Here is a 21,461-nt window from a genome sequence, read left to right on the forward strand (position 1 = left end):
CCGGGCGCGGCCAGGGCCGCGCCCGTACTGCATCAACGAACCGGCATGCCCGGCTGCGCGCCGCTGTCGGCGTCCAGCAGCGCCAGCGCGCCGCCATCGAAACCGGCCGACAGGATCATGCCTTCGCTCAGGCCGAAGCGCATCTTGCGCGGTGCCAGGTTGGCGATGAACACCACGCTGCGGCCGACCAGCGCTTCCGGCTCGCCGTAGCTGGCGCGGATGCCGGAGAAGATCTGGCGCTTGCCGAGGTCGCCGGCATCCAGTTCGAAGCGCAGCAGCTTGTCCGAGCCTTCCACGAACTCGCACACCAGCACCTTGCCGATGCGCAGGTCGAGCTTGGCGAAGTCGTCGATGCCGATGTAGGCCGGCGCGTCGGCGCTGTTTGCTTCGTCCTTGGCCACCACCGGTGCGGCGGGCCTGCTTGCTTCAACCTTGGCAGCGGGGGCGGCGGTGGTCAGGGTGTCCTTGGAGGCGTCGATCATGGCGTCAATCTTCTTCGGGTCGATACGGGTGAACAGCGGGGTGTAGTCGGTGATGCGGTGGCCCAGCAGCGGCTGCGCCAGCTCGGTCCAGTCATTCACCGGCGCGGCCAGGAAGACCTCGGCCTGGGCCGCGGTGGCCGGCAGCACAGGCTTCAGGGCGGTGACCAGTACGCGGAACAGGTTCAAGCCCTGGCTGCAGACCGCCTGCAGCTGCGCGTCGGCGCCTTCCTGCTTGGCGATCACCCACGGCTTGACGTCGTCGATGTAGCGGTTGGCTTCATCGGCCAGGGTCATGGTCAGGCGGATCGCCGCGGCCGGGTCGTTGCGCTCGTACGCCTCACGGATCGGCGCCAGGCCATCGACGAAGCGCTGGTACTGCGCCGCGTCGGGCAGCTGCGCGGCCAACTGGCCATCGAAGCGCTTGCTGATGAAGCCGGCGCAGCGGCTGGCGAGGTTGACGAACTTGCCGACCAGATCGGCGTTGACGCGCGCGATGAAGTCGCCCAGGTTCAGGTCGAGGTCGTCGACGCCACCACCGGACTTGGCGGCGAAGTAGTAACGCAGTGCCTCCGGCTCCAGGCCGGCATCGAGGAACGTACGCGCCATCACGAAGGTGCCGCGCGACTTGCTCATCTTCGCGCCATCGACGGTCAGGTAGCCGTTGACGTGCAGGCGGGTCGGCGCGCGGTGGCCGGTGCCGTGCAGCACCGCCGGCCAGAACAGGCCGTGGAAATTGACGATGTCCTTGCCGAGGAAATGATGCAGCTCGGTGCTGGTGCCGGCGCGCAGATGCGCTTCGAAGTCCTCGCCGATCCTGCTGCACAGGGTCTGGAAGCTGGACAGGTAGCCGATCGGCGCGTCCAGCCAGACGTAGAAATACTTGCCCGGCTGGCCGGGAATCTCGAAACCGAAGTACGGTGCATCGCGCGAGATGTCCCACGCCCGCAGGCCGCCTTCGGCGTTGAGCCATTCACCCAGCTTGGCCTTCACGCCCGGCAGGGCGACATCGCCGGCCAGCCAGTCGCGCAGGAAGCCGTCGAAATGGCCGACCTCGAAGAAGAAGTGCTCCGAATCGCGCATTTCCGGGGTGGCCCCGGAGATCACCGAGCGCGGCTCCTTCAGGTCGGTCGGCGCATAGGTGGCGCCGCAGACCTCGCAGTTGTCGCCGTACTGGTCGGCGCTGCCGCAGTTCGGGCAGATGCCCTTGACGTAGCGGTCGGGCAGGAACATGCCCTTGGCCGGGTCGTAGAACTGCGCCACCGAACGGCGGCTGATGTGGCCGGCCGCTTCCAGCTTCAGGTAGAACGCTTCGGTCAGCGCCTTGTTGGCAGCGGAGTTGGTCGAGTCGTAATGGTCGAAGGCGACGCCGAAAGCGGCGAAATCGCGCTCGTGGCTGGCCTGGATGTTGGCGATGAAGGTTTCCGGGGTGACCCCGGCCTTTTCCGCAGCCAGCATGATCGGCGTGCCGTGGGTGTCGTCGGCGCACACGAACCAGGCCTTGCCGCCACTCATTCGACGCGCCCGCACCCAGATGTCAGCCTGGATGTAGCCGACCAGGTGGCCCAGGTGCAGCGGGCCGTTGGCGTAGGGCAGGGCGGTGGTGACGAGCGCGGTACGGGTCATGGTCACGGGGTGCAGCCAGGGGGAACCGGGGATTATCGCATGCCCGCAACGCGGTGACCCGGCCGGAGCCGGGTCACCAGGGCATTGCCGGGGCCGTGACGCTTACTCGCGGACCCAGGTCTGCGCGCGGCAGATGAAGGCGATGCAGCCGGACACGTCCAGCTTGCCGCCGCCCGGCTGCAGCTCGATCTTCGAGCGGTAGGTCTTGCCGTTGGCCGGGTCGAGGATGGTGCCACCGGACCACTTGCTGGCGGTGCCCTTGTCCTGGCTCAGGTTCCAGAGGATGGTCATGCCCTTCACCGGCTTGTTCCTGTTGGCGCCCTCGCAACCATCGCAGACCGGGTTCGGGCCCTTGTCCGAGTGCAGGATCTCGACCACCTTGCCGGACAGCGTGCCGTTGGCGGCCTGGCTGATCTCGACGATCGACTTCACCTTGCCGGTCTTGTCGTCGATGGTCTTCCAGCGGCCGGCGGCACTGTCGGCGGCCTGCGCGGAGAGCGCGGCCAGGCACAGCGGCAGCGCCAGCAGCAGGGTCTTGAAGGTCTTGCGCATGGTCCCCTCCCAGGGTTCATTCCGGCACGATGCCGGTACGGTTCGACTGTATACCCATTCGGCGGGGTATGGGGAAGGGGGGCGTTGGCCGGGTTGCACCCGGCACCCGCAACGGCAACGGCAACGGCAACGGCAACGGCAACAGCAACGGCAACAGCGTGCATTCCGTGGGATGGCGGGGTGGGTCCGGTTGCGGGGGACGCTGCAAGTACGTCCCTGTAAGCTCGGTCGCGCCATCCATGGCGCTCACGCCCCCGCAACCGGACCCACCCCGCCTTCGACAGTTTCCCGCGATCGGTTGGAATGGCGTTGCCTGCTCTTGGTGGGTGTCGACCTTGGTCGACACGCAGATCCATGCCATGCGTTGATGAATTTCCGCGATTGAAAATCGCTCAACCGGTCTCGTACAGCTCCAGCGGCAGGTCGTCGGGGTCGGCGAAGAAGGTGAAGCGGCGGCCGGTGTATTCGTCCACGCGGATCGGTTCGCACTCCACGCCGTGGCGCGCCAGGTGTTCGATGAGTGGTTCCAGCGCGGCTACCCGGAACGCGAGATGGCGCAGGCCCTGGGCTTCGGGGCGGCTGGGCCGTGCGGGGGGCGAGGGGAAGGAGAACAGCTCCAGCTGGCCGCCATCGGGCAGGGCCAGGTCCAGTTTCCACGAGTCGCGTGCCGCGCGGTGGTTCTCGGCCAGTATGCGCAGGCCCAGCACGCGCACGTAGAAGTCTTTCGAGCGGGCGTAGTCGCTGCAGATCAGTGCGGCATGGTGGATGCCCAGCAGGCCGGTGGTCGTGGTGGTCATTGCAGGGTGTCCAGCCAGCGCTGGGCGATCTTCAGCGCCAGCGGATAGGGTTCGGGGGCGTTGCGGTTGCTCAGCACGATGACTGTCAGGTGCTTGTCCGGGTAGCGCAGGATCACGTTGCGGAAGCCGATGCTTTCGCCGCTGTGCCAGTGCATGCGGCCATTCAGGCGCCAGCCGAAGCCGTAGTGCGGTACGTCCGCTTCGGTGGTGGCGGTGGCCGGGCTGAACATGGCCTTGCGTGATGCGGTCGACAGCAGGCGGTCGTCGTACAGGGCCGCGTCCCAGCGGGCGAGGTCGTCCAGCGAGGAGTAGATGCCGCCGTCGCCGAGCACGGCGCTGGTGGTGCTCTGGTCGGTACGTTGCCAACGTCCGTCAACTTCGCTGTAGCCATAGGCACGCTGCGCGACCTGGTCGATCCCGTCCTGGTGGGCTACGGTATGCGCCATGCCCAGCGGCTGGAAAATGCGCTGCTGCAGGAAGCTGGCAAAGTCGCTGCCGGCGGCGCGGCCGACGATCAGCGCCAGCAGTGCGTAGCCGCTGTTGCTGTAGCGGTACTGGCTGCCGGGTGCGAAGGCGAGTCGATCTTCGCGGGCCAACAGCGCCAGCACATCGGTGTCGTGCATCTGCCGGCTGTCGGCAGGGTCCATCAGGTCTTCGTAGTCCAGCATGCCGCTGGTGTGCGACAGCAACTGGCGCAGGGTGATGCCGGCAGCAGCGGGTGGCAGCTCCGGCAGCCAGCGCCGCGCGGGCTGGTCCAGCGCCAGGCGGCCGTCCTCGACCAGCAACAGCACCGCCGCAGCGGTGAACTGCTTGCTGACCGAGGCCAGGCGGAAGTTGCTGGCCGGCGTCACTGCACTGCCATCTTCAACCACGGCCAGGCCGTAGCCGCGACGGAACACCGGCTGCCCGTCGTGCAGCACCAGCACCGCCGCGCCCGGCACCTGGCCGTCGTAGGCCTCCATCAGTCCATCGATGCCTGCATCCGGCGGTGCCAGCAGTGCCGCTGCCAACGCTATCGACGGCAGTAGAGCGAGAACCGTGGCACACAGCAGGGCGGCAGGGCGCATGGCAGCTCCGTGGCGGTCAGGGCGCGGGCGCAGGCGTTGCAGCGGCCGGCTGCGCCAGCCAGCGCTCGATCTTGTGGTCCAGTACATCCAGCGGCATCGAACCGTCCTTCAGCACTTCGGCATGGAAGCGGCGCAGGTCGAACGCAGCGCCCTGGCGTGCCTTGGCCTTGTCGCGCAGGGCGATGAGCGTGGTCAGGCCGGCGACGTTGGACAGCGCCTGCCCAGGCTGGGCCATGATCCGTTCCACTTCCGCGTTGGCATCGTCAGCGCTCATGTCCACGGTTTTCTGCAGATAGGTCACGGCCTGCTGCTTGCTCCAGCCCTGCGCATGCACGCCGGTATCGGCGACCACTCGCGCGGCGCGCAGCAGGCGCGAATACAGATAGCCGATGCGGTCGTACGGATCGGTGTACGCGCCGAGCTCGTCGCCCAGGGTTTCCGCGTACAGGCCCCAGCCTTCGACGAAGGCGAGGTCACCGCCGAGGCGGCGGAAGCGCGGCAGCTTGGTCAGTTCCTGCTGCAGGCCCAGCTGCACATGGTGGCCGGGAATGGCTTCGTGCAGGTACTGCACCGGCACGTTCCAGCGCTTGCGGCTGGGCAGGTCGCGGGTGTTGACGAACAGCACGCCGGGTTGTCCCGGCGGCGACGGCTGGTAGGAGGCTGCGGCGGCGGTCATGGCACGCTCCGGTTCCACTGCACGGATCTGCAGCGGCGCCTTCGGCAGGGTGTCCAGTACCTGCGGCAGGCGTGCATCGACCTGCTGCTGCACCTGCCGGTAACGGTTGAGCAGCGCGTTGGCATCGCTGTACTGGAACTGGCGGTCGTTGCGCATGCTGCGCAGCAGCTTGGCCTGCGAACTGCGCAGCTTGCCGTCGCGCATCACCGTGGTGATCTGCGCCTGCAGCTCCTGTACACGCTGCTCGCCCAGCGCATGCAGCTGCGCGGCGGTCTGCTGGCTGGCGGTGGTCTGCACGATCAGGTTGGCGTACCAGGCCTGGCCGTCGGGAAGTGCGCCAAGACCGCTGCTGCTGCGCGTGGCAGGCAGGTATTCGGTGGCGATGAAGCCACGCAGGGCGCGGTAGGCCGGCATGATGCGCAGTTCGATCATGCGCTTGTACTCGGCGCTGATGCGCGCCTTGTCTTCGGCGGAGATGGACTCGGGCATGGTCCGGATCGGCGACCAGAAGATGCTCTCTTCGGCGGTCGGCTTGATCACCGCGTCCAGCTGCGGCAGTACCTTTTCCATCAGGTCGCGCGGCTGCACCACGCCGGCCTTCATGCCCTGGCGCATGTTGTCGATGGCCTGCTCGAACAGGTCGGGGATGCCCAGCGAGCGTCGCGACCAGGTGTCGTAGTCCTTGGCCGTATTGAATGGCTGTGCGCCAGCACCGGCGCCGAGGATGGCCATGATGCTGCCGACGTTGTAGTACTGGCTGATCGGCATCATCCAGCTCGGATAACGCTCGGCGGCCAGCGATGCGCGGGCATCACGCACGAAGATCTCGTAGCTGAGCAGGTCCTGCCCCTGCAGGCCGTCGCTGCCGATCTTCTCGACCTTGCCCAGCCATTCGGTGGTGAAGTCGTGCGATTGCTGGCGCCACGCGGCGGACAGGATGTTGGGCAGCTGGTCGTTGTAGCGCGGCTCGCCCTGGAAGGTGGCCTGCAGCGGGTTCAACCGCATGGAGGCATCCCAGTATTCGTCGTACAGCCGCTCCAGCTGCACCTGCTTGGGCACCGCACGGGCAGGGGCGACCGGGCGCGGCGCGGCGCGGCGCGCCGAGCTGCCGCGGGCGGGCGTGGTGGCACGTGTGCCGGCGCGGGCCTTCGGCTTGGCCGCCTGGCGGGTCTGCGCGGCGGCGGGGCGGCTGCCCTTCTTCTTCGCTGCTTCGGCCGGCGGAACGGCGCTGAACAGGAACAACGCGGCGATGGCGGCGGCCAGGACGCGGGGGGAATACGGCATCAAGAAGCTTCCGTGGAACACAGACCGTGGAGCTTGCACGATCCGCGCGCGTACGGCCAGCGTGGGGGCGCAGTCAGCTTGCGCGTCGCTGGGGCTTCAGTCAGCCGCGGCCGCAGCGCGCAGGTCGGCGGCGCGGTGTTCGCCCAGATAGCGGGTGATTGCACGCCGCATCAGGTACAGCAACGGAATCAGGGCGATCGCAAAGCCCATCTTGTAGACGTAGTTGACGCTGCTCACTGCCAGGAACAGCGATGTCGGCCAGTGCTGCGGGCCGAGCACGAAGGCGATCCAGATCACCACGAAGCTGTCCACCAGCTGCGAGACCGCGGTGGAACCCGTGGCACGCAGCCATACATGGCGCTCGCCGGTTGCCTGGCGGATGCGGTGGAACACCGCCACGTCGATCAACTGGCCGAACAGGAACGCCACCAGCGAACCGGCGATGGTCCACATGCCCTGTCCGAACACCGCCGCGAACGCGGCCTGGTAATCGGGCACGCCGTGGGCATCCATCGAGGTCACCCACCAGCTGGCCGGTGCCAGCGAGATCGCCGCGAAGGCGAACAGGAAACCATAGGCGATCAGCACCACCGCCAGCCACGAGATGAAACGCACCCCGCGCTTGCCGAAGAATTCGTTGATGGTGTCGGTCATGATGAACACCACCGGCCACAGCAGCGTGCCGGCGGTGAAGCTCAACGAGCCGGTCTGGCCGAACAGGTTCCAGTTCAGCGGGTCGATGCCGAGGGTGTCTTCCAGGGCGAAGATCTTCACCCCGATCAGTTCGGCCAGCACCGCGTTGCCGCAGAAGAACGCAGCCAGCACGATGAACAGCAGGACCGCGCGGTCCTGCAGCGGGCGCGCGTGCGACGCCTCGCTCATCCGGAACGATCGCCGGCGCGGGTGAACGGAACGCTGGCTGGTGCCACTGCACCGCCGGAAATGATGAAGCTCATCGCCTGGTCCACCGTCCAGTCGGTCGGGGTGAGCAGTTCGACAGGCACGATCTCCAGATAGCCGGAGGTCGGGTTCGGCGTGGTCGGCACATAGACGGCCGCCAGTTCGCGGTCGGTGCCCTGTTCCTTGATGACCCGGGTGACCAGGCCCACCGACTTCATGTCGCGGTGCGGGAAGTCGATCAACACCACGCGCTGGGTACTGCCCGGTTCGGTCTGCAGCATGTCCAGCAGCTTCTTGGCGCTGTCATAGATGATGCTGGCCAGCGGAATGCGCTTGATGACCGCGCCGACCCAGCGCAGCAGGCGCTGGCCGACCACGCGGCGGCTGGCCACGCCCACCGCCAGGATCACCAGCAGGGTGGCCAGCAGGGCAATGGTGTTCTGGATCCATTCGGCGCGGACCCAGCCGAGGTAGTGCGGGAAGCTGGTCGCGATCTGTTCGGACAGCGGCACCACCAGCGGGCTGGAGATGCCCGACAGCAGCACGAACACGAATTTGACCACCACCCAGGTCAGCCAGATCGGCAACAGGGTCAACAGGCCGGTCAGGAACAGGCGCTGCAGGGAGGGACGGGGAACCAGGGCGGGGGCATCGAGCGACATGCGCGCATTGTAGCGGTCGCGGCCGCTCGTTTACGCTGCCCGTTGGCGGCGCTGGCCATGCGGGGAAGGGATGCTGTGTTGAGGATGCTGCGGTGGTTGGGCTGGGCAATGCTGGGTCTGCTGGTGATCGCCATCGCGGCATGGCTGCTGTCGAGGTTCTGGCCGTTGTCGGCCGCCCAGCAGGAGGATGTCCGCCTGCTTGAAGCCGCGCATCGCAGCGAGGGCAGGAACGGCTTCGCTTTGCTGTGGACGCTGCCCTTCGATGGGCTGGACCTGGCCCAGCGTGAGGCGGTATTGGCCGAAGATCTGCAGCGCTGGCAGACGACGCCCACGCAGGCGTCGCATGCGTCGGTGCTGGCCGCCAGGCACGCGCCGTTGAATCTGGACCGGTCAGGTCGTTGTGCAGTCGGGCCGGTCGGCTGCCTGGCCCAGGTACGCGCTGATCCGCAGCGCTTCGCTGACGCCCACGCCGGGCATGCCGGCCTGCACGAGCGGCTGGCCCGGATGGCGGACTACGATCGCTTCGATTCCCCGTTCCGGCCCAGCGGAAACGAGCTGCTGCCTCTGCCGGCCTACGCGCCGCTGCTGGATGGGGCAAGTGCACAGGCATTGGCCTATCTGCAGGGCGATGTTGCCGGTGCCATCGAGGGCAGCTGCAGCGCGGTGCGGTTTGGCCGGCGGATGATGCGGACCGGCAGCACGCTGGTGGACAGCATGATGGGCGCCGCCGTGGTGCGGACCCATGCCGCACTGCTTGGCGAGATGCTGGTCGAGCAACCGCCGGATTACGCGCTGCCCGTCCCCTGCGAGGCGGCGCTGCAGCCACTGGACGCGGACGAACAGAGCCTGTGCCAGGCAATGCAGGGCGAATTTGCGATGAACAAGGCAGCGGTGGAAGCGTCCACGCAGACAACAGGCAGTCGTCTGCTGCTGGATCGCGACCACACCCTGGCCCGGATCGCCGGCAATTTCGGCTGGGCATGCCGGCCTGCTGCAGCCACGGCGCTGGCGGCCGACGTCCCGCTCCCTGTCTCGCCACCACTCGGATGGGATGTGCGCTGCATGGCCAATCCGCTGGGATGCACATTGAGTGCCATCGCCGGGCCGTCCTATGCGCCGTACGCGGCGCGCAGCCAGGATACGGCGGCGATGATCCGCCTGCTCGGCGCGCAGCGGTGGCTGCGGCAGCAGCCCGGGCCCGCCGACGAGGCGCTGGCGCGGTTGCCGGCGCAATGGCGTTCGCACGCCCGCACGCCCGGGGTGTCTGCCGATGGCCGCTACCTGCAGGTGCTGCGGCGCGGACCTGCGCGCGACGGCGAAGGCCCGCATCTGTCGATGCCGTTGCGGGCGGATTGACCCGCGCTCAGCCGCCGTCACCGAGCGGATTGAACGCCCAGCCATCGCCGACGCTGTCCAGCGTCCAGGGCTTGCGGTCACGCAGGGTCTGCCAGCGCACCTGTTCCTTGTCGTCCTGCATGCTGCCTTCGGTCAGCTTCACCTTGCCGGTGGAGTAGTTCACGCTGAGGCCCTCGGTCTGCCCGGAATTGCGCATCATCGTGTTGCGGTCGTAGCCGATCAGCGCGAAGTTGCCTTCCTGCCAGCGGAACGTGAACGTGGTGGTGCCCATCGACCAGCTGCCCGCGCTGGAGAACGAGTACAACCCAACCCGCAGTGCGCCGCGCTGGATCGACACGCCAGTGCCTTCGGCCAGCGCATCGCTGAGCACGGGCGAGTCCGGCCGCGGAATGAGCGTGTGGTTCTGCGCGGCCAGCACGTAACCGGACGGTCGCGCGAAGGCGATGGCGAGGATGCGCGGGTTGCTGTCATAAGGCGAAGGACCAAACCCATCGTGTTCGATGATGTTGCGCGGGTCCTGCTGGCGCAGCACCAGTGCGAGGTCTGCGCGCCCGTCCTGGTCGAGGTCGCCTTCGATCCTGTATTCCAGCGTCCAGCCGGCAGGTACGAAACCCTCGGCCGTGGCGGCCTGCGCGGGCACGGCGGGATAGCGCACCGGCGGCACGTCCAGTGCAGTGGCGGCGAAGGGCAGGGCGGTCAGTGCCGCAGCAAGAAAGAAAAGGCGCATTGCAGCCTCCATGGCAGGGCTGCAGAGGATAGCCGGGCGTGCGTCGGCCCGCTTTACCGTGCGTGTGGCTTCAGGCGCACGTAGACCTGCTTGCGTACCTGCGCAACCACCTCGCCGGCTTCGTCGACCACGTCGTTGCTGAACCAGCGCAGCACTTTTTCGCCACCGGCTGCCGCCGTGCGCAGTTCATCCAGCAGAGCGTCGTCGATGCGGAAAGACGTGCGCACCGTTCCACGACCGGGCTTGAGGAAATCGATCGCGCCGGCGCGATCCCAGACGTAGTAGTCGCGACCCAGCGTGTGCATCAGGCCCAGCATCCAGAACGGATCGGTCATCGCAAACAGGCTGCCACCGAAGTGGGTGCCGACGTAGTTGCGGTTCCAGGGGCGCAGGCGCAGTTCCACGTCGATCTGCCGGTAGTCCGGGGTGATGCGGGTGACATGGATACCGGTGAACAGGAACGGTGGCCACAGGTTGATGCCGAAGCGGAAGGTGCTGGCTTTCATGCGGGAAACGGGCAGGGGACGGGGCGCCCAGTCTAACCATTCGCATGCGTATGCTGTAGCCCGCTGCGCCCCGACAGGCCTGCCGGGCGCTACGGCGCGGGCGTGCCGCCGTCGATCACATAGCCGTCGCGGCCATTGTCCTTGGCCCGGTACAGCGCGTTGTCGGCGCCTTCGACGAAATGATGCGGTTGCAGGTCGCCGTCAGGCACACGGGTGTAGACGCCGATGGTCAGGGTGACGCCTGTGTCGCTGCCATCGCCGGGCGGCGGCAAGGCACGGATGCAGGAGATCAGGTCTTCGATCACCTGCCGCGCGCCTTCAACCGGGGTGTCGGGCAGCACCAGTGCGAATTCGTCGCCGCCGTAGCGGGCAGCCATGTCGCGCGGGCGCCGGGCATGTGCCTGGATCAGGCGGGCCACTTCGCACAGCACGCGATCGCCGACCTGGTGGCCATGACGATCGTTGTGGTGCTTGAAGTGGTCGACGTCGATCAGGGCCAGGGTCAGTGGCTTGCCACTGCGGCGTGCCGCATCGCATTCCTGTTGCAGCGACTGTTCGAAGCGCAGGCGGTTGCCCAGTCCGGTCAGCGCATCACGGTTGGCCTGGCGGTGCCAGGAGGCGATGCGCCAGGTCGCCCACGCCGTCAGCACCAGCACGATGCCGAGCAGCGCGCTGGCCGGCGCCCACCAGAGGCTGCCGGTGCGCAGCAGCAGCCAGCTCAGCAGTGGCGCGGCCGGCAGCGAGCACAGCGCTACCACCCAGGGCAGGCGCAGCCCGAGCAGCAGCACGCACATGGCCACCAGCAGGCCGGCCAACGCGTCCTGCCAGGTGCGGGGCAACACGTCGATCTGCTTGTCCTGCAGCAGCATCGAGGCGATGTTGGCCTGGTACTCGCTGCCGCTCATCCAGTATTCGCGGGTGGTGGGGGTCAACAAGCGGGTGGAGATGCCGCTGGCCGTCATGCCCACCACGATGCGCCTGCCACGCAGCATCGAGGCATCCACGCGCCCTTCCAGCACATCGGCGTAGGACACCTGTGGCAGGCGTTCCGGTGGCCCGGCATAACGCACGCGCACGTAATCATTGCGGCGCCATTGATAGGGCGAGTCCAGCGCCGGGTCGGGGTCGGGCAGGCCCTGCGCGCGTTGCGGCGGCAGTCCGGTCAGCGCCAGGCCGAGCGCCGGCCAGTGCGCTTGGCCGATGCCGGCGTGCAGGTAGATCCCGCGGGCGACACCATCGCCGTCGACTTCAACGTCGCTGTGGCCGATGGCGGCTGCGCTGGCGGCAATCAGCGGGATCGGCAGCATTTCCTCGGCCATGCGGTCGCCGGCGGCCGGCGCGGCCAGCACCGGCAGCACCACGCGGCCATTGCGACGGATCGCCGCTGCCAGCTCGGCATCCTGCCGCGCATCGCGACGGTCGGGTTCGGACAGCATGAGGTCCAGCGCAACGCGCTCGGCACCGGCGTCGGTCAAGCGGTCAAGCAGGCGGGCATGCACCGAGCGCGGCCACGGCCACTGGCCCAGCCGCTGCAGGCTGCCTTCGTCGATGGCCACGATCAGCACGCTGGGGTCGGGGCGGTAATCCCAGCTGCCGACCATCAGGTCGTACGCGGTCTCGTCCTGCCGCCACAGCCACTGGCCATGGCTGACCACCGCCGTCGCTACACCTGCCAGCAGGGCCAGCAGGATCCGTCGCGACCACGGCAGCGGCGAGCGCCTCACAACAACAGCCACAGCAGCAGGGCCCCGCCGCTGGCGCCGTAGCACAGGCGACACGGCAGCTTGACCTGCTGGGCGGGCGAGAACGGGCCAGCATGGCCGTCGTCATCGATGTACTGCACGCGGATGTGCAGCGTGCCGCGCCACGGTCGCCTGAAGCTGACCTGTGGTTGGTCGACGGTGGTATCGAGCAGCGGCGCGCTGAAGTCGCCGCGACGATCGACCTGCACCCGGTAGCGCTGCCCATCGCTTCCCGCCTGCCAGCGCAGGGTCAGTTCGCCATCGGCGGCTTCGGGCGGCTGCAGGGCCGGGTCTACCGGTTCATCGGTCAGTTGCAGCGCCACGGCCTGGCCATAGCGACCCTGGTGGCCCTGGCCATCACGCGAAGCGATCCGCCAGTAGTACTGGCCGGGAGGCAGCGGCTCGCCCAGGCGCAGGTCGGTGCCGCCGGTGCTCTGCTCGCGCAGCGGCTGCAGGAACTGCGGCTCGTCGGCCACCTGCAGCACACTGCTGCTGGCACCGGGTGCCTGGCTCCAATGGAAGCGGGGACGGTCGCTGTTGACCGCCTGTCCCTGCAGCGGGGAAATGGTCAGCGGCGGTGGCGGCTGGTCGTTGAGGACGAAATCCTCGCTGGCATCCAGGCCTTCCACGCCCTGTGCATCCACCGCGCGCAGCAGCAGGCGTAGCGTTCCCGGCGGCAGCTCGCCGATCACCAGCCGGATGTCGGCGGTGTCGGCGGCAAACAACAGGATTTCCGGGGTGGCGGCCTGCACGACTTCCACCCGGTAGTGATCGGCGCCGGTCACCGGCTCCCATGCGAGCCGGGCCGGCAGGGCGCCCAGGCGGGTCGCATCGGCACGCAGGCGCGGTGCCGGCAGCAAGCCGGAAACCGCTTCGGGCGCCATGCCGTTGCCGGCGCTGCGGCTGGCCTGGCCAGGGTGCACCAGGCGCTGGCCATGCGGGTTGCCGACCTGCACTTTGCCTTCCAGCACTTCGGTGGCGCCGGCATGGGCATCATCGCCGGCACTGACCCGGAACACGGTGCCGCGCACGCTGCTGGTGGCCGTGGGGGCATCGATGATGTAACGCGAGGCCGGCCCGCGCGCAGGGGTGACCCGGTTGCTGGCGCGCCCCTGCTGCAGGCGCAGGCGGGTATCGACCATGCCGGTACGGCCATAGCGGCTGAGCTGGTCCAGGCGCAGGCGAGAGTATTCGCGCAGCTGCAACCGCGACGCATCGGCGAACTCAAGGGTGATGCTGGAATCGGCCTTGGTCTGGATCGCATCGCCGATGCGCAGCTGTTCGCCTGCGCGCACGGCGCGGCTGCTGCTGCCATCGGCCGCGCTCAGTTCAACCTGCCCACGCACGGCCAGTACCCGCGCCGGGGCGGGCTCAACGCGCAGCCAGCCGATCGGGAAGCGCAGCAGTTCACCCGGCGGCAGCCGGTACGGGTTGTCGATGCGGTTGTGCTGCTGCAGCTGCTGCCAGCCGACGCTGGGCTTGAGGTAGGCCGCGCCGAGATCCCACAGGGTATCGCCGGGGCGGACCCGGTAGTTCCAGTCCTGCGCGCCGGCGAGCGCCGGCCACAGGCAGAGGGCACACAGCAGCGTGCGCAGGAAATACTTGATGAAAGACGACGAGCGGCCAACGGTCACGGATAGCTGTCCCGGCAAAGCGGGGGCGCAGCAGCAAGACCCCATGGCCCCGACCTCATCCCCCCGAACGGATCGTGGCGGCCCTGGGGCCACCATCGCGGGCATTATTGCCCGCGTTCAGTGCAGGGATTCTGAACGATGCCGGTGCCGTTCAGAACAGCAGGGAGGCCATCCGGCGCCGCGAACGGCCGACCAGGTCTTCATCAGAGATGACATTGAAGGCGTCGATCAGGGCCTTGCGCGGCAGTCCGTCCTGGAAACCGCGGTCGATCCGCAGCATCTCCAGGAACTGTTCCAGTGCCGCTTCGTCCTCGCCGGCCAGCAGCAGCTGCACACCGCGCAGGTGGCGTGCCTGCAGATCCTTGCCGTCGGCGGCGATGCGCGCATCCAGCTCCTCGGCTGGCGGCGCGTCCTTCAGCGCGGCGGCGAAGGTGAGCCGGGCGCGGCCACGCACGGCGCGGTCGTCGGTGGCCAGGTTGGCGGGCAGGGCATCGATCAGGGTGCCGGCTTCGTCCACGCCGCCGACCTGCAGCAGCGCTAGGGCCAGGTCGAGCTTCAGCTCATCCTTGTCCGGCTCGGCGGCGATCTGCGCACGCAGCACGTCCACCTGCGCCTGCGGGTCCAGCGGCGCTTCGTCTTCGGCGATGGTGTCGCCGACATCAGCCGGCACAACGCCGTGCTGGGCCAGGAATTCACGCAGCTGGCCTTCCGGCAGGGCGCCGGGGAAGCCGTCCACCAGCTGTCCACCCTTGACCAGGAATACGGTGGGCACCGAACGGATCTGGAAGGCCGCCGCGATCTGCTGTTCCTTGTCCACGTCGACCTTGGCCAGCTCGAACGCGCCGTTGTATTCGCCGGCCAGCTTCTCCAGCATCGGGCCGAGGGTCTTGCACGGTTCGCACCAGGTCGCCCAGAAATCCACCAGGACCGGCGTCTGCAGCGACTTCTGCAGCACTTCCGCCTCGAAGGTGGCAGTGGTGGCATCGAATACGTAGGTCGTCTCGGTCATGGGGCATCGTTCGGCATCTGGAGACCGATTCTATGGTGACGAACCTTGCCGGTCTCAACCCTGCGGCCGCGCCCACCATGAAATCGCGGACGGCTTGGCGCAGGTGCCGGCTGCCGTGACAATGGCCTGATGTTCTCCTGAAGAGTGGCTGCAATGTCCGTGGTTCGGCTGGATCGTTGGGTAGGCATGCTCGCCGCAGCCCTGTTCGTGCTGTCGGTGGCCGGCTTCGGTGCGGCCCTGCCGGACTATTCGCAGGCGATGCATCCGGTGACCTGGCTGGGCGCACGCGGCATCCCCCATGCGCTGGGCTTCAACCTGCTGGGCCTGGTGCTGCCGGGTGCACTGGCGGTGGTCGTGGCCGAGCGCCTGCGCCGGCAGCTGCCGTTGGACGCTGCCTGGACGGCACGCGTGGGCAGCCAGATGCTGCTGCTGGCCGGTCTCGCCTTCATCGCGATGGGCCTGCTGCCGCTGGATTTCGAAGACCAGATGGACATGCAGGGCCCGGCCAGCAAGCTGCACGCCAGCGTGTGGATGGTCTGGGCATTGGCCTTTGTCGCCGGCAGCGTGATGCTGGGTGCGGCGCGGCTGCGGCATTCCGGCGGGCGCAGGCTGGGCCTGCTGTCGCTGGCCTGCGGAATCGGTGCCGGTCTGCTGGCGTTCGGCCTGCCGGGGGTACTGCCGGCGGCGCTGGCGCAGCGGTTGGCCTTTGCCTGCTGGGCGCTCTGGCTGGCCCTGGCCATGCCCCTGTCGCGCGGGCGCTGAGACGCTTCCCGCAGCCGCACCGCGCGCTGGTCCGGCAGGCAGGATTGGAGCCATTTGCCGCACTGCGGTACGCTGTACCGCTTTGCCGCCGCAACCGCGTGTTACATGACCAGCGTCGAACCCAACGTTTACGATCCGCAGCAGGTTGAATCCGCCGCCCAGCAGTACTGGGATGCTACCCGTGCCTTCGAGGTCGATGAAGCCTCGGACAAGCCGAAGTACTACTGCCTGTCGATGCTTCCGTATCCGTCCGGTGCGCTGCACATGGGCCACGTGCGCAACTACACGATCGGCGACGTGATCAGCCGCTACAAGCGCATGACCGGCCACAACGTCCTGCAGCCGATGGGCTGGGACGCGTTCGGCCTGCCGGCGGAAAACGCCGCGATCAAGAACAAGACCGCGCCGGCCGCCTGGACCTACAAGAACATCGACCACATGCGCAGCCAGCTGAAGTCGCTGGGCTATGCCATCGACTGGTCGCGCGAGTTCGCCACCTGCCGCCCGGACTACTACGTCCACGAGCAGCGCATGTTCACCCGCCTGATGCGCAAGGGCCTGGCCTACCGCCGCAACGCCGTGGTGAACTGGGACCCGGTCGACCAGACCGTGCTGGCCAACGAGCAGGTCATCGACGGCCGTGGCTGGCGCTCCGGCGCGCTGGTGGAAAAGCGCGAGATCCCGCAGTGGTTCCTGCGCATCACCGACTACGCCCAGGAACTGCTGGACGGCCTGGATGAACTGGACGGCTGGCCGGAGTCGGTCAAGACCATGCAGCGCAACTGGATCGGCCGCTCCGAGGGCCTGGAAATCCAGTTCGATGTGCGTGATGTCGATGGCACCGCACTGGATCCGCTGCGCGTGTTCACCACCCGTCCGGATACCGTGATGGGCGTGACCTTCGTGTCGATCGCGGCCGAGCACCCGCTGGCCCTGCATGCGGCGAAGAACAACCCGGAACTGGCTGCGCTGCTGTCGGAAATGAAGCAGGGCGGCGTGTCCGAGGCCGAGCTGGAGACCCAGGAAAAGCGCGGCATGGATACCGGCCTGCGCGCCATCCACCCGGTCACCGGCGAGAAGGTGCCGGTGTGGGTCGCCAACTTCGTGCTGATGGGCTATGGCACCGGCGCGGTGATGGCCGTACCGGGCCACGACCAGCGCGACAATGAATTCGCCAACAAGTACAACCTGCCGATCCGCCAGGTCATCGCGCTGAAGTCGCTGCGCAAGGACGAGGGCGCCTACGACGCGACGCGCTGGCAGGACTGGTACGGCGACAAGACCCGCGAGACCGAACTGGTCAACTCCGACGAATTCGACGGCCTGGACTTCCAGGGCGCCTTCGAAGCGCTGGCCGAGCGTTTCGAGCGCAAGGCCCAGGGCCAGCGCCGGGTGAACTACCGTCTGCGCGACTGGGGCGTGAGCCGCCAGCGCTACTGGGGTTGCCCGATTCCAGTGATCTACTGCGACAAGTGTGGTGCGGTGCCGGTGCCGGAAGACCAGTTGCCGGTGGTGCTGCCCGAAGACGTCAACTTCGTCGGCACCGGTTCGCCGATCAAGGCCGATCCGGAATGGCGCAAGACCACCTGCCCGGACTGCGGCGGCGCGGCCGAGCGTGAGACCGACACCTTCGACACCTTCATGGAGTCGAGCTGGTACTACGCCCGCTACACCTCCCCGGGCGCCCGCGATGCGGTCGACAAGCGTGGCAACTACTGGCTGCCGGTGGACCAGTACATCGGTGGCATCGAGCACGCGATCCTGCACCTGATGTATTTCCGCTTCTACCACAAGCTGCTGCGCGACGCGCGGATGGTGGACAGCAACGAGCCGGCGCGGAACCTGCTGTGCCAGGGCATGGTGATCGCCGAGACCTACTACCGCCCGAACCCGGACGGCTCGAAGGACTGGATCAACCCGGCCGATGTGGAAGTGCAGCGCGACGAGCGCGGCCGCATCACCGGCGCGACCCTGATCGCCGATGGTCAGCCGGTGGTGGTCGGTGGTACCGAGAAGATGTCCAAGTCGAAGAACAACGGCGTGGACCCGCAGGCGATGGTCGGCAAGTACGGTGCCGACACCGTGCGCCTGTTCTCGATGTTCGCTGCACCGCCGGAACAGTCGCTGGAATGGAATGAAGCCGGCGTTGACGGCATGGCCCGCTTCCTGCGTCGCCTGTGGGCGCAGGTGCACAAGCACGCTGCCGACGGCGCCGCACCGGCGCTGGACGCAGCCGCGCTGGATGCCAGCCAGAAGGCCCTGCGCCGCAAGACCCACGAGACCATCGGCAAGGTCGGTGACGACTACGGCCGTCGTCACAGCTTCAATACCGCGATTGCCGCAGTGATGGAGCTGATGAACGCGCTGGCCAAGTTCGAGGACGGCAGTGAACAGGGGCGCGCCGTGCGCCAGGAAGCGCTGCAGGCCATCGTGCTGCTGCTCAACCCGATCACCCCGCATGCCAGCCATGCCCTGTGGCAGGTGCTGGGCCATGGCGAAACGCTGCTGGAAGACCAGCCGTTCCCGCAGGCCGACGGCAGTGCGCTGGTTCGCGACGCGCTGACCCTGGCCGTGCAGGTCAATGGCAAGCTGCGCGGCACGATCGAGGTCGCCGCCGATGCCGCCCGCGAACAGGTTGAAGCGCTGGCGCTGGCCGAGCCGAACGCGGCCAAGTTCCTGGAAGGCCTGACGGTGCGCAAGATCATCATCGTCCCCGGCAAGATCGTGAACATCGTCGCCGCCTGATGTACCCGGCACCGGCCGCCACCATGGCGGCCGGTGCATTGTTGCCACGCTGGGCGCGCCCAGCCGATGGCCCTGCGTTCACGCGGCCTCGGGCACCCTGTCTGTTGCCGTGATCGCCCGGCTCCGCCAGACTGTCTCCATGACCCGAATCCTGCTTGCCCTCGTTCTCGTCCTCGGCCTCGCCGGCTGCGGTTTCCACCTGCGCAACAAGTTGATGCTGCCGACCGACACGGCCCCGGTGAAGGTGGTCTCCACCGCGCCCTACAGCGAGCTGGTCAAGCTGTTGAACCGCAGCCTGCTGGCATCCGGTGCACGCTTGGCCGATGAGGACAGCAAGGGCCCCAATGCCCAGCTGCAGGTGCTGTCCGAACGCTGGGGCGACCTGCCCATCGCGATCGACTCGCAGGGCCGCGCGCAGGAATACAGCCTGCGCTATGCGGTGATCTTCATCTTCCGCCGCGAAGACGGCAGCGAGCTGGTGCCGCAGCAGGTGATCGAACTGTCGCGCGACTACGTGTCGCCGCCGACCGACGCCACCGGTACCACCACCGAACGCGAGATCCTGGCCGATGAACTGCGCCGGGAAATGTCGGCCTCGATCATCCGCCGCATCGACAGCGTGGTCCGCGCCGAACTGGAAAAGGGCGGCAGCCTGTCGGCGCCGAAGCCGGTCGAGCACGATCCGGTCGAGCCCGCACCCGCCGTCCAGCACTGAGCCCGGCGCCCGATGGAACTGCGACCGGAACAGTTGGCCGGCCAGGGCGCTGACACGGCGCTGGCGCCGGTCTATCTGATCGCCGGTCCGGAAACGCTGCGTGTGCTGGAGGCGGCTGATGCCGTGCGTGCCCGTGCACGTGCGGCCGGCATCGACGAGCGCGAAGTGTTCGATGCCGATGGCCGTGATTTCGACTGGAACCAGCTCGACGCCAGCTTCAATGCCCCCAGCCTGTTCAGTGCCCGCCGCCTGGTGGAAGTGCGCCTGCCCAGCGGGAAGCCGGGCAAGGATGGCAGTGAGGTGATCAGCCGGTTCTGCGCCAACCCGGCGCCGGACGTGATCCTGATGATCACCGCCAATGAATGGAGCAAGGCCCACCAGGGTAAATGGGCCGAGGCGGTGAACCGCGTCGGCGTGCTGTCGGTGGCCTGGGCCATCAAGCCGCATGAGCTGTCGGACTGGATCGAACGCCGCCTGCGCAGCAGGGGCCTGCGCGCCGAACCGGCGGCCGTGCAGCGCTTGGCCGAACGCGTGGAAGGCAACCTGCTGGCGGCTGCGCAGGAGATCGACAAGCTCGTATTGCTGGCCGACGGCCAGACCCTGGACGTGGAACGGATGGAGTCGCTGGTGGCCGATGCCGCCCGCTACGACGTGTTCCGGTTGGTGGAAGCCACCTTCTCCGGCCAGCCCCAAGCGGTATTGAGGATGCTGGCCGGGTTGCGCGGCGAAGGCGAGGCCGTCGCCGCGCTGATGCCTATCGTGATCCGCGAGCTGTTGGCCGGTGCCGGCCTGGCACGGGTACAGGCACGTGGCGGCAATCTGGCGGCGGAGATGAAATCCCGCGGTATCTGGGAATCGCGGCAGGCGCCCTACAAGCGCGCGCTGCAGCGGCACCCGGAAGGCAAGCGCTGGGAGCGTTTCGTGGCCGAAGCAGGGCTGGTTGACCGCATCGCCAAGGGCCGCGCAGACGGTGATGCCTGGCTTGCACTTGAGCGCCTGCTGGTGGCGGTGGCCGAGGCACGTGCGGTGCGCCTGCTCGCCCGGGCCTGATCCATGAGCCTGCGGATCTACTACGGGGGCACCTTCGACCCGGTGCATCTGGGCCATCTGGCAATCGCGCGCGCCGCACGGGATGAGCTGCAGGTGGCGGTGCGCATGTTGCCTGCTGCCGATCCGCCGCATCGGCCAGCGCCCGGCGCCAACGCCGAACAACGCTGCAACATGCTCGGCCTGGCCATCGGCGATGAGCCGGGCCTGCTGCTGGACCGGCGCGAGCTGGATCGGGCCGAGCGCTTCCCTGGCCGACCGTCCTATACCGTCGATACCCTGCGCGAACTGCGTGCCGAACTGGGCCCCAGCCGCCCGCTGGCGTGGCTGGTCGGGGCCGACAGCCTGCTGGGCCTGCCCAGCTGGCACGAGTGGCAGGCGCTGTTCGGTCTGGCTCATTTCATCGTTGCCGAGCGGCCCGGCAGCCCGCTGCGGGCCAGTGTCGACGGCGCGCTGGGCCAGGCCACCGAGGGGCGCTGGGCCGACAACGAGCAGGCCCTGTTCACCAGCCCGGCTGGCCGCATCCTGCGCCTGCACCATCCGTTGCGGGTGGAATCGGCCAGTGCCGTGCGCGCCCAGATCGCCGCGGGCGGCCCTTGGCGGGCCATGCTGGCGCCAGCGGTGGCCGACTATGTTTCTGGCCATGGCCTGTACCGCTCCCGCACCTCGTGAATACGGTTGCCGCGCTGTGCCCGTATAATCGCCCCCACGTTTATCGAGTCGACCCGCTTTGAGCAACCAGACCCAGCCCCAGACCATCAAGGTCGATCTGCCCAGCCCGCCGCCCTCCGTGCCGGAACTGCTGGCCAGCGTCCGTCAAGCCACCGAAGACCTGAAGGCCAAGGACCCGGTCGAGATCGACGTACGCGGCAAGTCCAGCGTCGCCGACTACATGGTGGTCGTGTCGGGTACTTCGACCCGCCATGTGAAGTCCATCGCCGACGAAGTCGTGCGCTTTGCCAAGAACATCGACGTCATGCCGCTGGGTGTTGAAGGCGAGCGTGAAGCCGAATGGGTGCTGGTCGACCTGGGCGACGTCATCGTGCACGTGATGCTGCCGCGCGTGCGAGAGTTCTATGCGCTCGAGCGCCTGTGGACCGTTGGCGACCAGCCGCCGTCCCATGAAGACGACGAAGTGGCCTGAGCCATTCGTTGATGCGGTTTTCGACGGCGCC

At 68.0% G+C, this 21,461-nt stretch carries 19 protein-coding genes; 7 read left to right on the forward strand and 12 right to left on the reverse strand.

Features of this window, described 5'->3' with window-relative positions:
- Positions 1-32: 32 nt before the first annotated feature.
- From metG to K5K93_RS18210, 7 genes are all read right to left on the reverse strand, one after another.
- Positions 33-2,105, reverse strand: a complete 2,073-nt coding sequence (gene metG / locus K5K93_RS18180) for a methionine--tRNA ligase (protein ID WP_222388611.1) — start codon at positions 2,103-2,105, stop codon at positions 33-35.
- A 102-nt stretch (positions 2,106-2,207) separates the two neighbouring features.
- Entirely contained in the window at positions 2,208-2,657 is a 450-nt protein-coding gene (locus K5K93_RS18185; RefSeq protein ID WP_222388612.1) for a DUF2147 domain-containing protein, read from the reverse strand.
- A gap of 392 nt (positions 2,658-3,049) precedes the next feature.
- Positions 3,050-3,454 (reverse strand): VOC family protein, encoded by a 405-nt coding sequence (locus K5K93_RS18190; protein ID WP_222388613.1) that lies wholly within the window; start codon positions 3,452-3,454, stop codon positions 3,050-3,052.
- Positions 3,451-4,521 (reverse strand): serine hydrolase domain-containing protein, encoded by a 1,071-nt coding sequence (locus K5K93_RS18195; protein WP_222388614.1) that lies wholly within the window; start codon positions 4,519-4,521, stop codon positions 3,451-3,453. The genes K5K93_RS18190 and K5K93_RS18195 overlap by 4 nt, the downstream gene beginning before the upstream one ends.
- Before the next feature lie 16 nt (positions 4,522-4,537).
- Positions 4,538-6,481, reverse strand: a complete 1,944-nt coding sequence (locus tag K5K93_RS18200; RefSeq protein WP_222388615.1) for a DUF885 family protein — start codon at positions 6,479-6,481, stop codon at positions 4,538-4,540.
- Positions 6,482-6,577: 96 nt separating this feature from the next.
- Positions 6,578-7,363, reverse strand: a complete 786-nt coding sequence (locus K5K93_RS18205; protein WP_025879090.1) for a queuosine precursor transporter — start codon at positions 7,361-7,363, stop codon at positions 6,578-6,580.
- Positions 7,360-8,043: a DUF502 domain-containing protein gene (locus tag K5K93_RS18210; protein ID WP_132824507.1), complete on the reverse strand. Its 684-nt coding sequence runs from the start codon at positions 8,041-8,043 to the stop codon at positions 7,360-7,362. The genes K5K93_RS18205 and K5K93_RS18210 overlap by 4 nt, the downstream gene beginning before the upstream one ends.
- 84 nt (positions 8,044-8,127) lie before the next feature.
- Between K5K93_RS18210 and K5K93_RS18215 the strand changes: the two genes are divergently transcribed.
- The gene (locus K5K93_RS18215) at positions 8,128-9,399 is read left to right on the forward strand and encodes a hypothetical protein (protein WP_261311873.1); all 1,272 of its coding nucleotides are present in this window, start codon (positions 8,128-8,130) and stop codon (positions 9,397-9,399) included.
- Between the two features lie 7 nt (positions 9,400-9,406).
- Here K5K93_RS18215 and K5K93_RS18220 read toward each other — a convergent pair whose 3' ends face one another.
- The 5 genes from K5K93_RS18220 to trxA all read right to left on the reverse strand — a co-directional run bounded on the left by K5K93_RS18220 (position 9,407) and on the right by trxA (position 15,017).
- Positions 9,407-10,126 carry a hypothetical protein gene (locus tag K5K93_RS18220; protein ID WP_093821147.1) on the reverse strand — a complete coding sequence of 240 codons (720 nt, stop codon included), beginning with the start codon at positions 10,124-10,126 and terminating at the stop codon, positions 9,407-9,409.
- 53 nt (positions 10,127-10,179) lie between these two features.
- On the reverse strand, positions 10,180-10,632 hold the full coding sequence (locus tag K5K93_RS18225; protein ID WP_032975063.1) for a DUF4442 domain-containing protein: 453 nt from the start codon (positions 10,630-10,632) through the stop codon (positions 10,180-10,182).
- A gap of 89 nt (positions 10,633-10,721) precedes the next feature.
- Complete coding sequence (locus tag K5K93_RS18230; protein ID WP_093821151.1) at positions 10,722-12,356, reverse strand: CHASE2 domain-containing protein; 1,635 nt, start codon at positions 12,354-12,356, stop codon at positions 10,722-10,724.
- Positions 12,353-14,053, reverse strand: a complete 1,701-nt coding sequence (locus K5K93_RS18235) for a FecR domain-containing protein (RefSeq protein ID WP_222388617.1) — start codon at positions 14,051-14,053, stop codon at positions 12,353-12,355. The genes K5K93_RS18230 and K5K93_RS18235 overlap by 4 nt, the downstream gene beginning before the upstream one ends.
- Before the next feature lie 106 nt (positions 14,054-14,159).
- Positions 14,160-15,017, reverse strand: a complete 858-nt coding sequence (gene trxA, locus K5K93_RS18240; RefSeq protein WP_222388618.1) for a thioredoxin — start codon at positions 15,015-15,017, stop codon at positions 14,160-14,162.
- A gap of 153 nt (positions 15,018-15,170) precedes the next feature.
- Here trxA and K5K93_RS18245 point away from each other — a divergent pair, with 153 nt between their 5' ends.
- The 6 genes from K5K93_RS18245 (at position 15,171) to rsfS (ending at position 21,430) form a co-directional block, all read left to right on the forward strand.
- Complete coding sequence (locus tag K5K93_RS18245) at positions 15,171-15,779, forward strand: DUF998 domain-containing protein (protein ID WP_222388619.1); 609 nt, start codon at positions 15,171-15,173, stop codon at positions 15,777-15,779.
- Between the two features lie 105 nt (positions 15,780-15,884).
- On the forward strand, positions 15,885-18,524 hold the full coding sequence (gene leuS, locus K5K93_RS18250; RefSeq protein ID WP_093821193.1) for a leucine--tRNA ligase: 2,640 nt from the start codon (positions 15,885-15,887) through the stop codon (positions 18,522-18,524).
- A 139-nt stretch (positions 18,525-18,663) separates the two neighbouring features.
- On the forward strand, positions 18,664-19,239 hold the full coding sequence (gene lptE, locus K5K93_RS18255) for an LPS assembly lipoprotein LptE (protein WP_049467022.1): 576 nt from the start codon (positions 18,664-18,666) through the stop codon (positions 19,237-19,239).
- Positions 19,240-19,251: 12 nt separating this feature from the next.
- Positions 19,252-20,289, forward strand: a complete 1,038-nt coding sequence (gene holA / locus K5K93_RS18260; RefSeq protein ID WP_222388620.1) for a DNA polymerase III subunit delta — start codon at positions 19,252-19,254, stop codon at positions 20,287-20,289.
- Between the two features lie 3 nt (positions 20,290-20,292).
- Positions 20,293-20,958, forward strand: coding sequence for a nicotinate-nucleotide adenylyltransferase (nadD, locus tag K5K93_RS18265; protein ID WP_222388621.1), 666 nt, complete (start codon positions 20,293-20,295; stop codon positions 20,956-20,958).
- Between the two features lie 58 nt (positions 20,959-21,016).
- Positions 21,017-21,430: a ribosome silencing factor gene (gene rsfS, locus K5K93_RS18270; protein WP_049467016.1), complete on the forward strand. Its 414-nt coding sequence runs from the start codon at positions 21,017-21,019 to the stop codon at positions 21,428-21,430.
- Positions 21,431-21,461 lie beyond the last annotated feature (31 nt).

Source organism: Stenotrophomonas sp. DR822 (assembly GCF_019793815.1).
Classification (GTDB): Bacteria; Pseudomonadota; Gammaproteobacteria; order Xanthomonadales; family Xanthomonadaceae; genus Stenotrophomonas; species Stenotrophomonas indicatrix.

What these genes read in the sequence shown, in the direction of transcription:
- metG (WP_222388611.1), bottom strand. Translation starts at nt 2,105, where the DNA reads ATGACCCGTACCGCGCTCGTCACCACCGCCCTGCCCTACGCCAACGGC.
- K5K93_RS18185 (WP_222388612.1), bottom strand. Translation starts at nt 2,657, where the DNA reads ATGCGCAAGACCTTCAAGACCCTGCTGCTGGCGCTGCCGCTGTGCCTG.
- K5K93_RS18190 (WP_222388613.1), bottom strand. Translation starts at nt 3,454, where the DNA reads ATGACCACCACGACCACCGGCCTGCTGGGCATCCACCATGCCGCACTG.
- K5K93_RS18195 (WP_222388614.1), bottom strand. Translation starts at nt 4,521, where the DNA reads ATGCGCCCTGCCGCCCTGCTGTGTGCCACGGTTCTCGCTCTACTGCCG.
- K5K93_RS18200 (WP_222388615.1), bottom strand. Translation starts at nt 6,481, where the DNA reads ATGCCGTATTCCCCCCGCGTCCTGGCCGCCGCCATCGCCGCGTTGTTC.
- K5K93_RS18205 (WP_025879090.1), bottom strand. Translation starts at nt 7,363, where the DNA reads ATGAGCGAGGCGTCGCACGCGCGCCCGCTGCAGGACCGCGCGGTCCTG.
- K5K93_RS18210 (WP_132824507.1), bottom strand. Translation starts at nt 8,043, where the DNA reads ATGTCGCTCGATGCCCCCGCCCTGGTTCCCCGTCCCTCCCTGCAGCGC.
- K5K93_RS18215 (WP_261311873.1), top strand. Translation starts at nt 8,128, where the DNA reads ATGCTGCGGTGGTTGGGCTGGGCAATGCTGGGTCTGCTGGTGATCGCC.
- K5K93_RS18220 (WP_093821147.1), bottom strand. Translation starts at nt 10,126, where the DNA reads ATGCGCCTTTTCTTTCTTGCTGCGGCACTGACCGCCCTGCCCTTCGCC.
- K5K93_RS18225 (WP_032975063.1), bottom strand. Translation starts at nt 10,632, where the DNA reads ATGAAAGCCAGCACCTTCCGCTTCGGCATCAACCTGTGGCCACCGTTC.
- K5K93_RS18235 (WP_222388617.1), bottom strand. Translation starts at nt 14,053, where the DNA reads ATGGGGTCTTGCTGCTGCGCCCCCGCTTTGCCGGGACAGCTATCCGTG.
- trxA (WP_222388618.1), bottom strand. Translation starts at nt 15,017, where the DNA reads ATGACCGAGACGACCTACGTATTCGATGCCACCACTGCCACCTTCGAG.
- K5K93_RS18245 (WP_222388619.1), top strand. Translation starts at nt 15,171, where the DNA reads ATGTCCGTGGTTCGGCTGGATCGTTGGGTAGGCATGCTCGCCGCAGCC.
- leuS (WP_093821193.1), top strand. Translation starts at nt 15,885, where the DNA reads ATGACCAGCGTCGAACCCAACGTTTACGATCCGCAGCAGGTTGAATCC.
- lptE (WP_049467022.1), top strand. Translation starts at nt 18,664, where the DNA reads ATGACCCGAATCCTGCTTGCCCTCGTTCTCGTCCTCGGCCTCGCCGGC.
- holA (WP_222388620.1), top strand. Translation starts at nt 19,252, where the DNA reads ATGGAACTGCGACCGGAACAGTTGGCCGGCCAGGGCGCTGACACGGCG.
- nadD (WP_222388621.1), top strand. Translation starts at nt 20,293, where the DNA reads ATGAGCCTGCGGATCTACTACGGGGGCACCTTCGACCCGGTGCATCTG.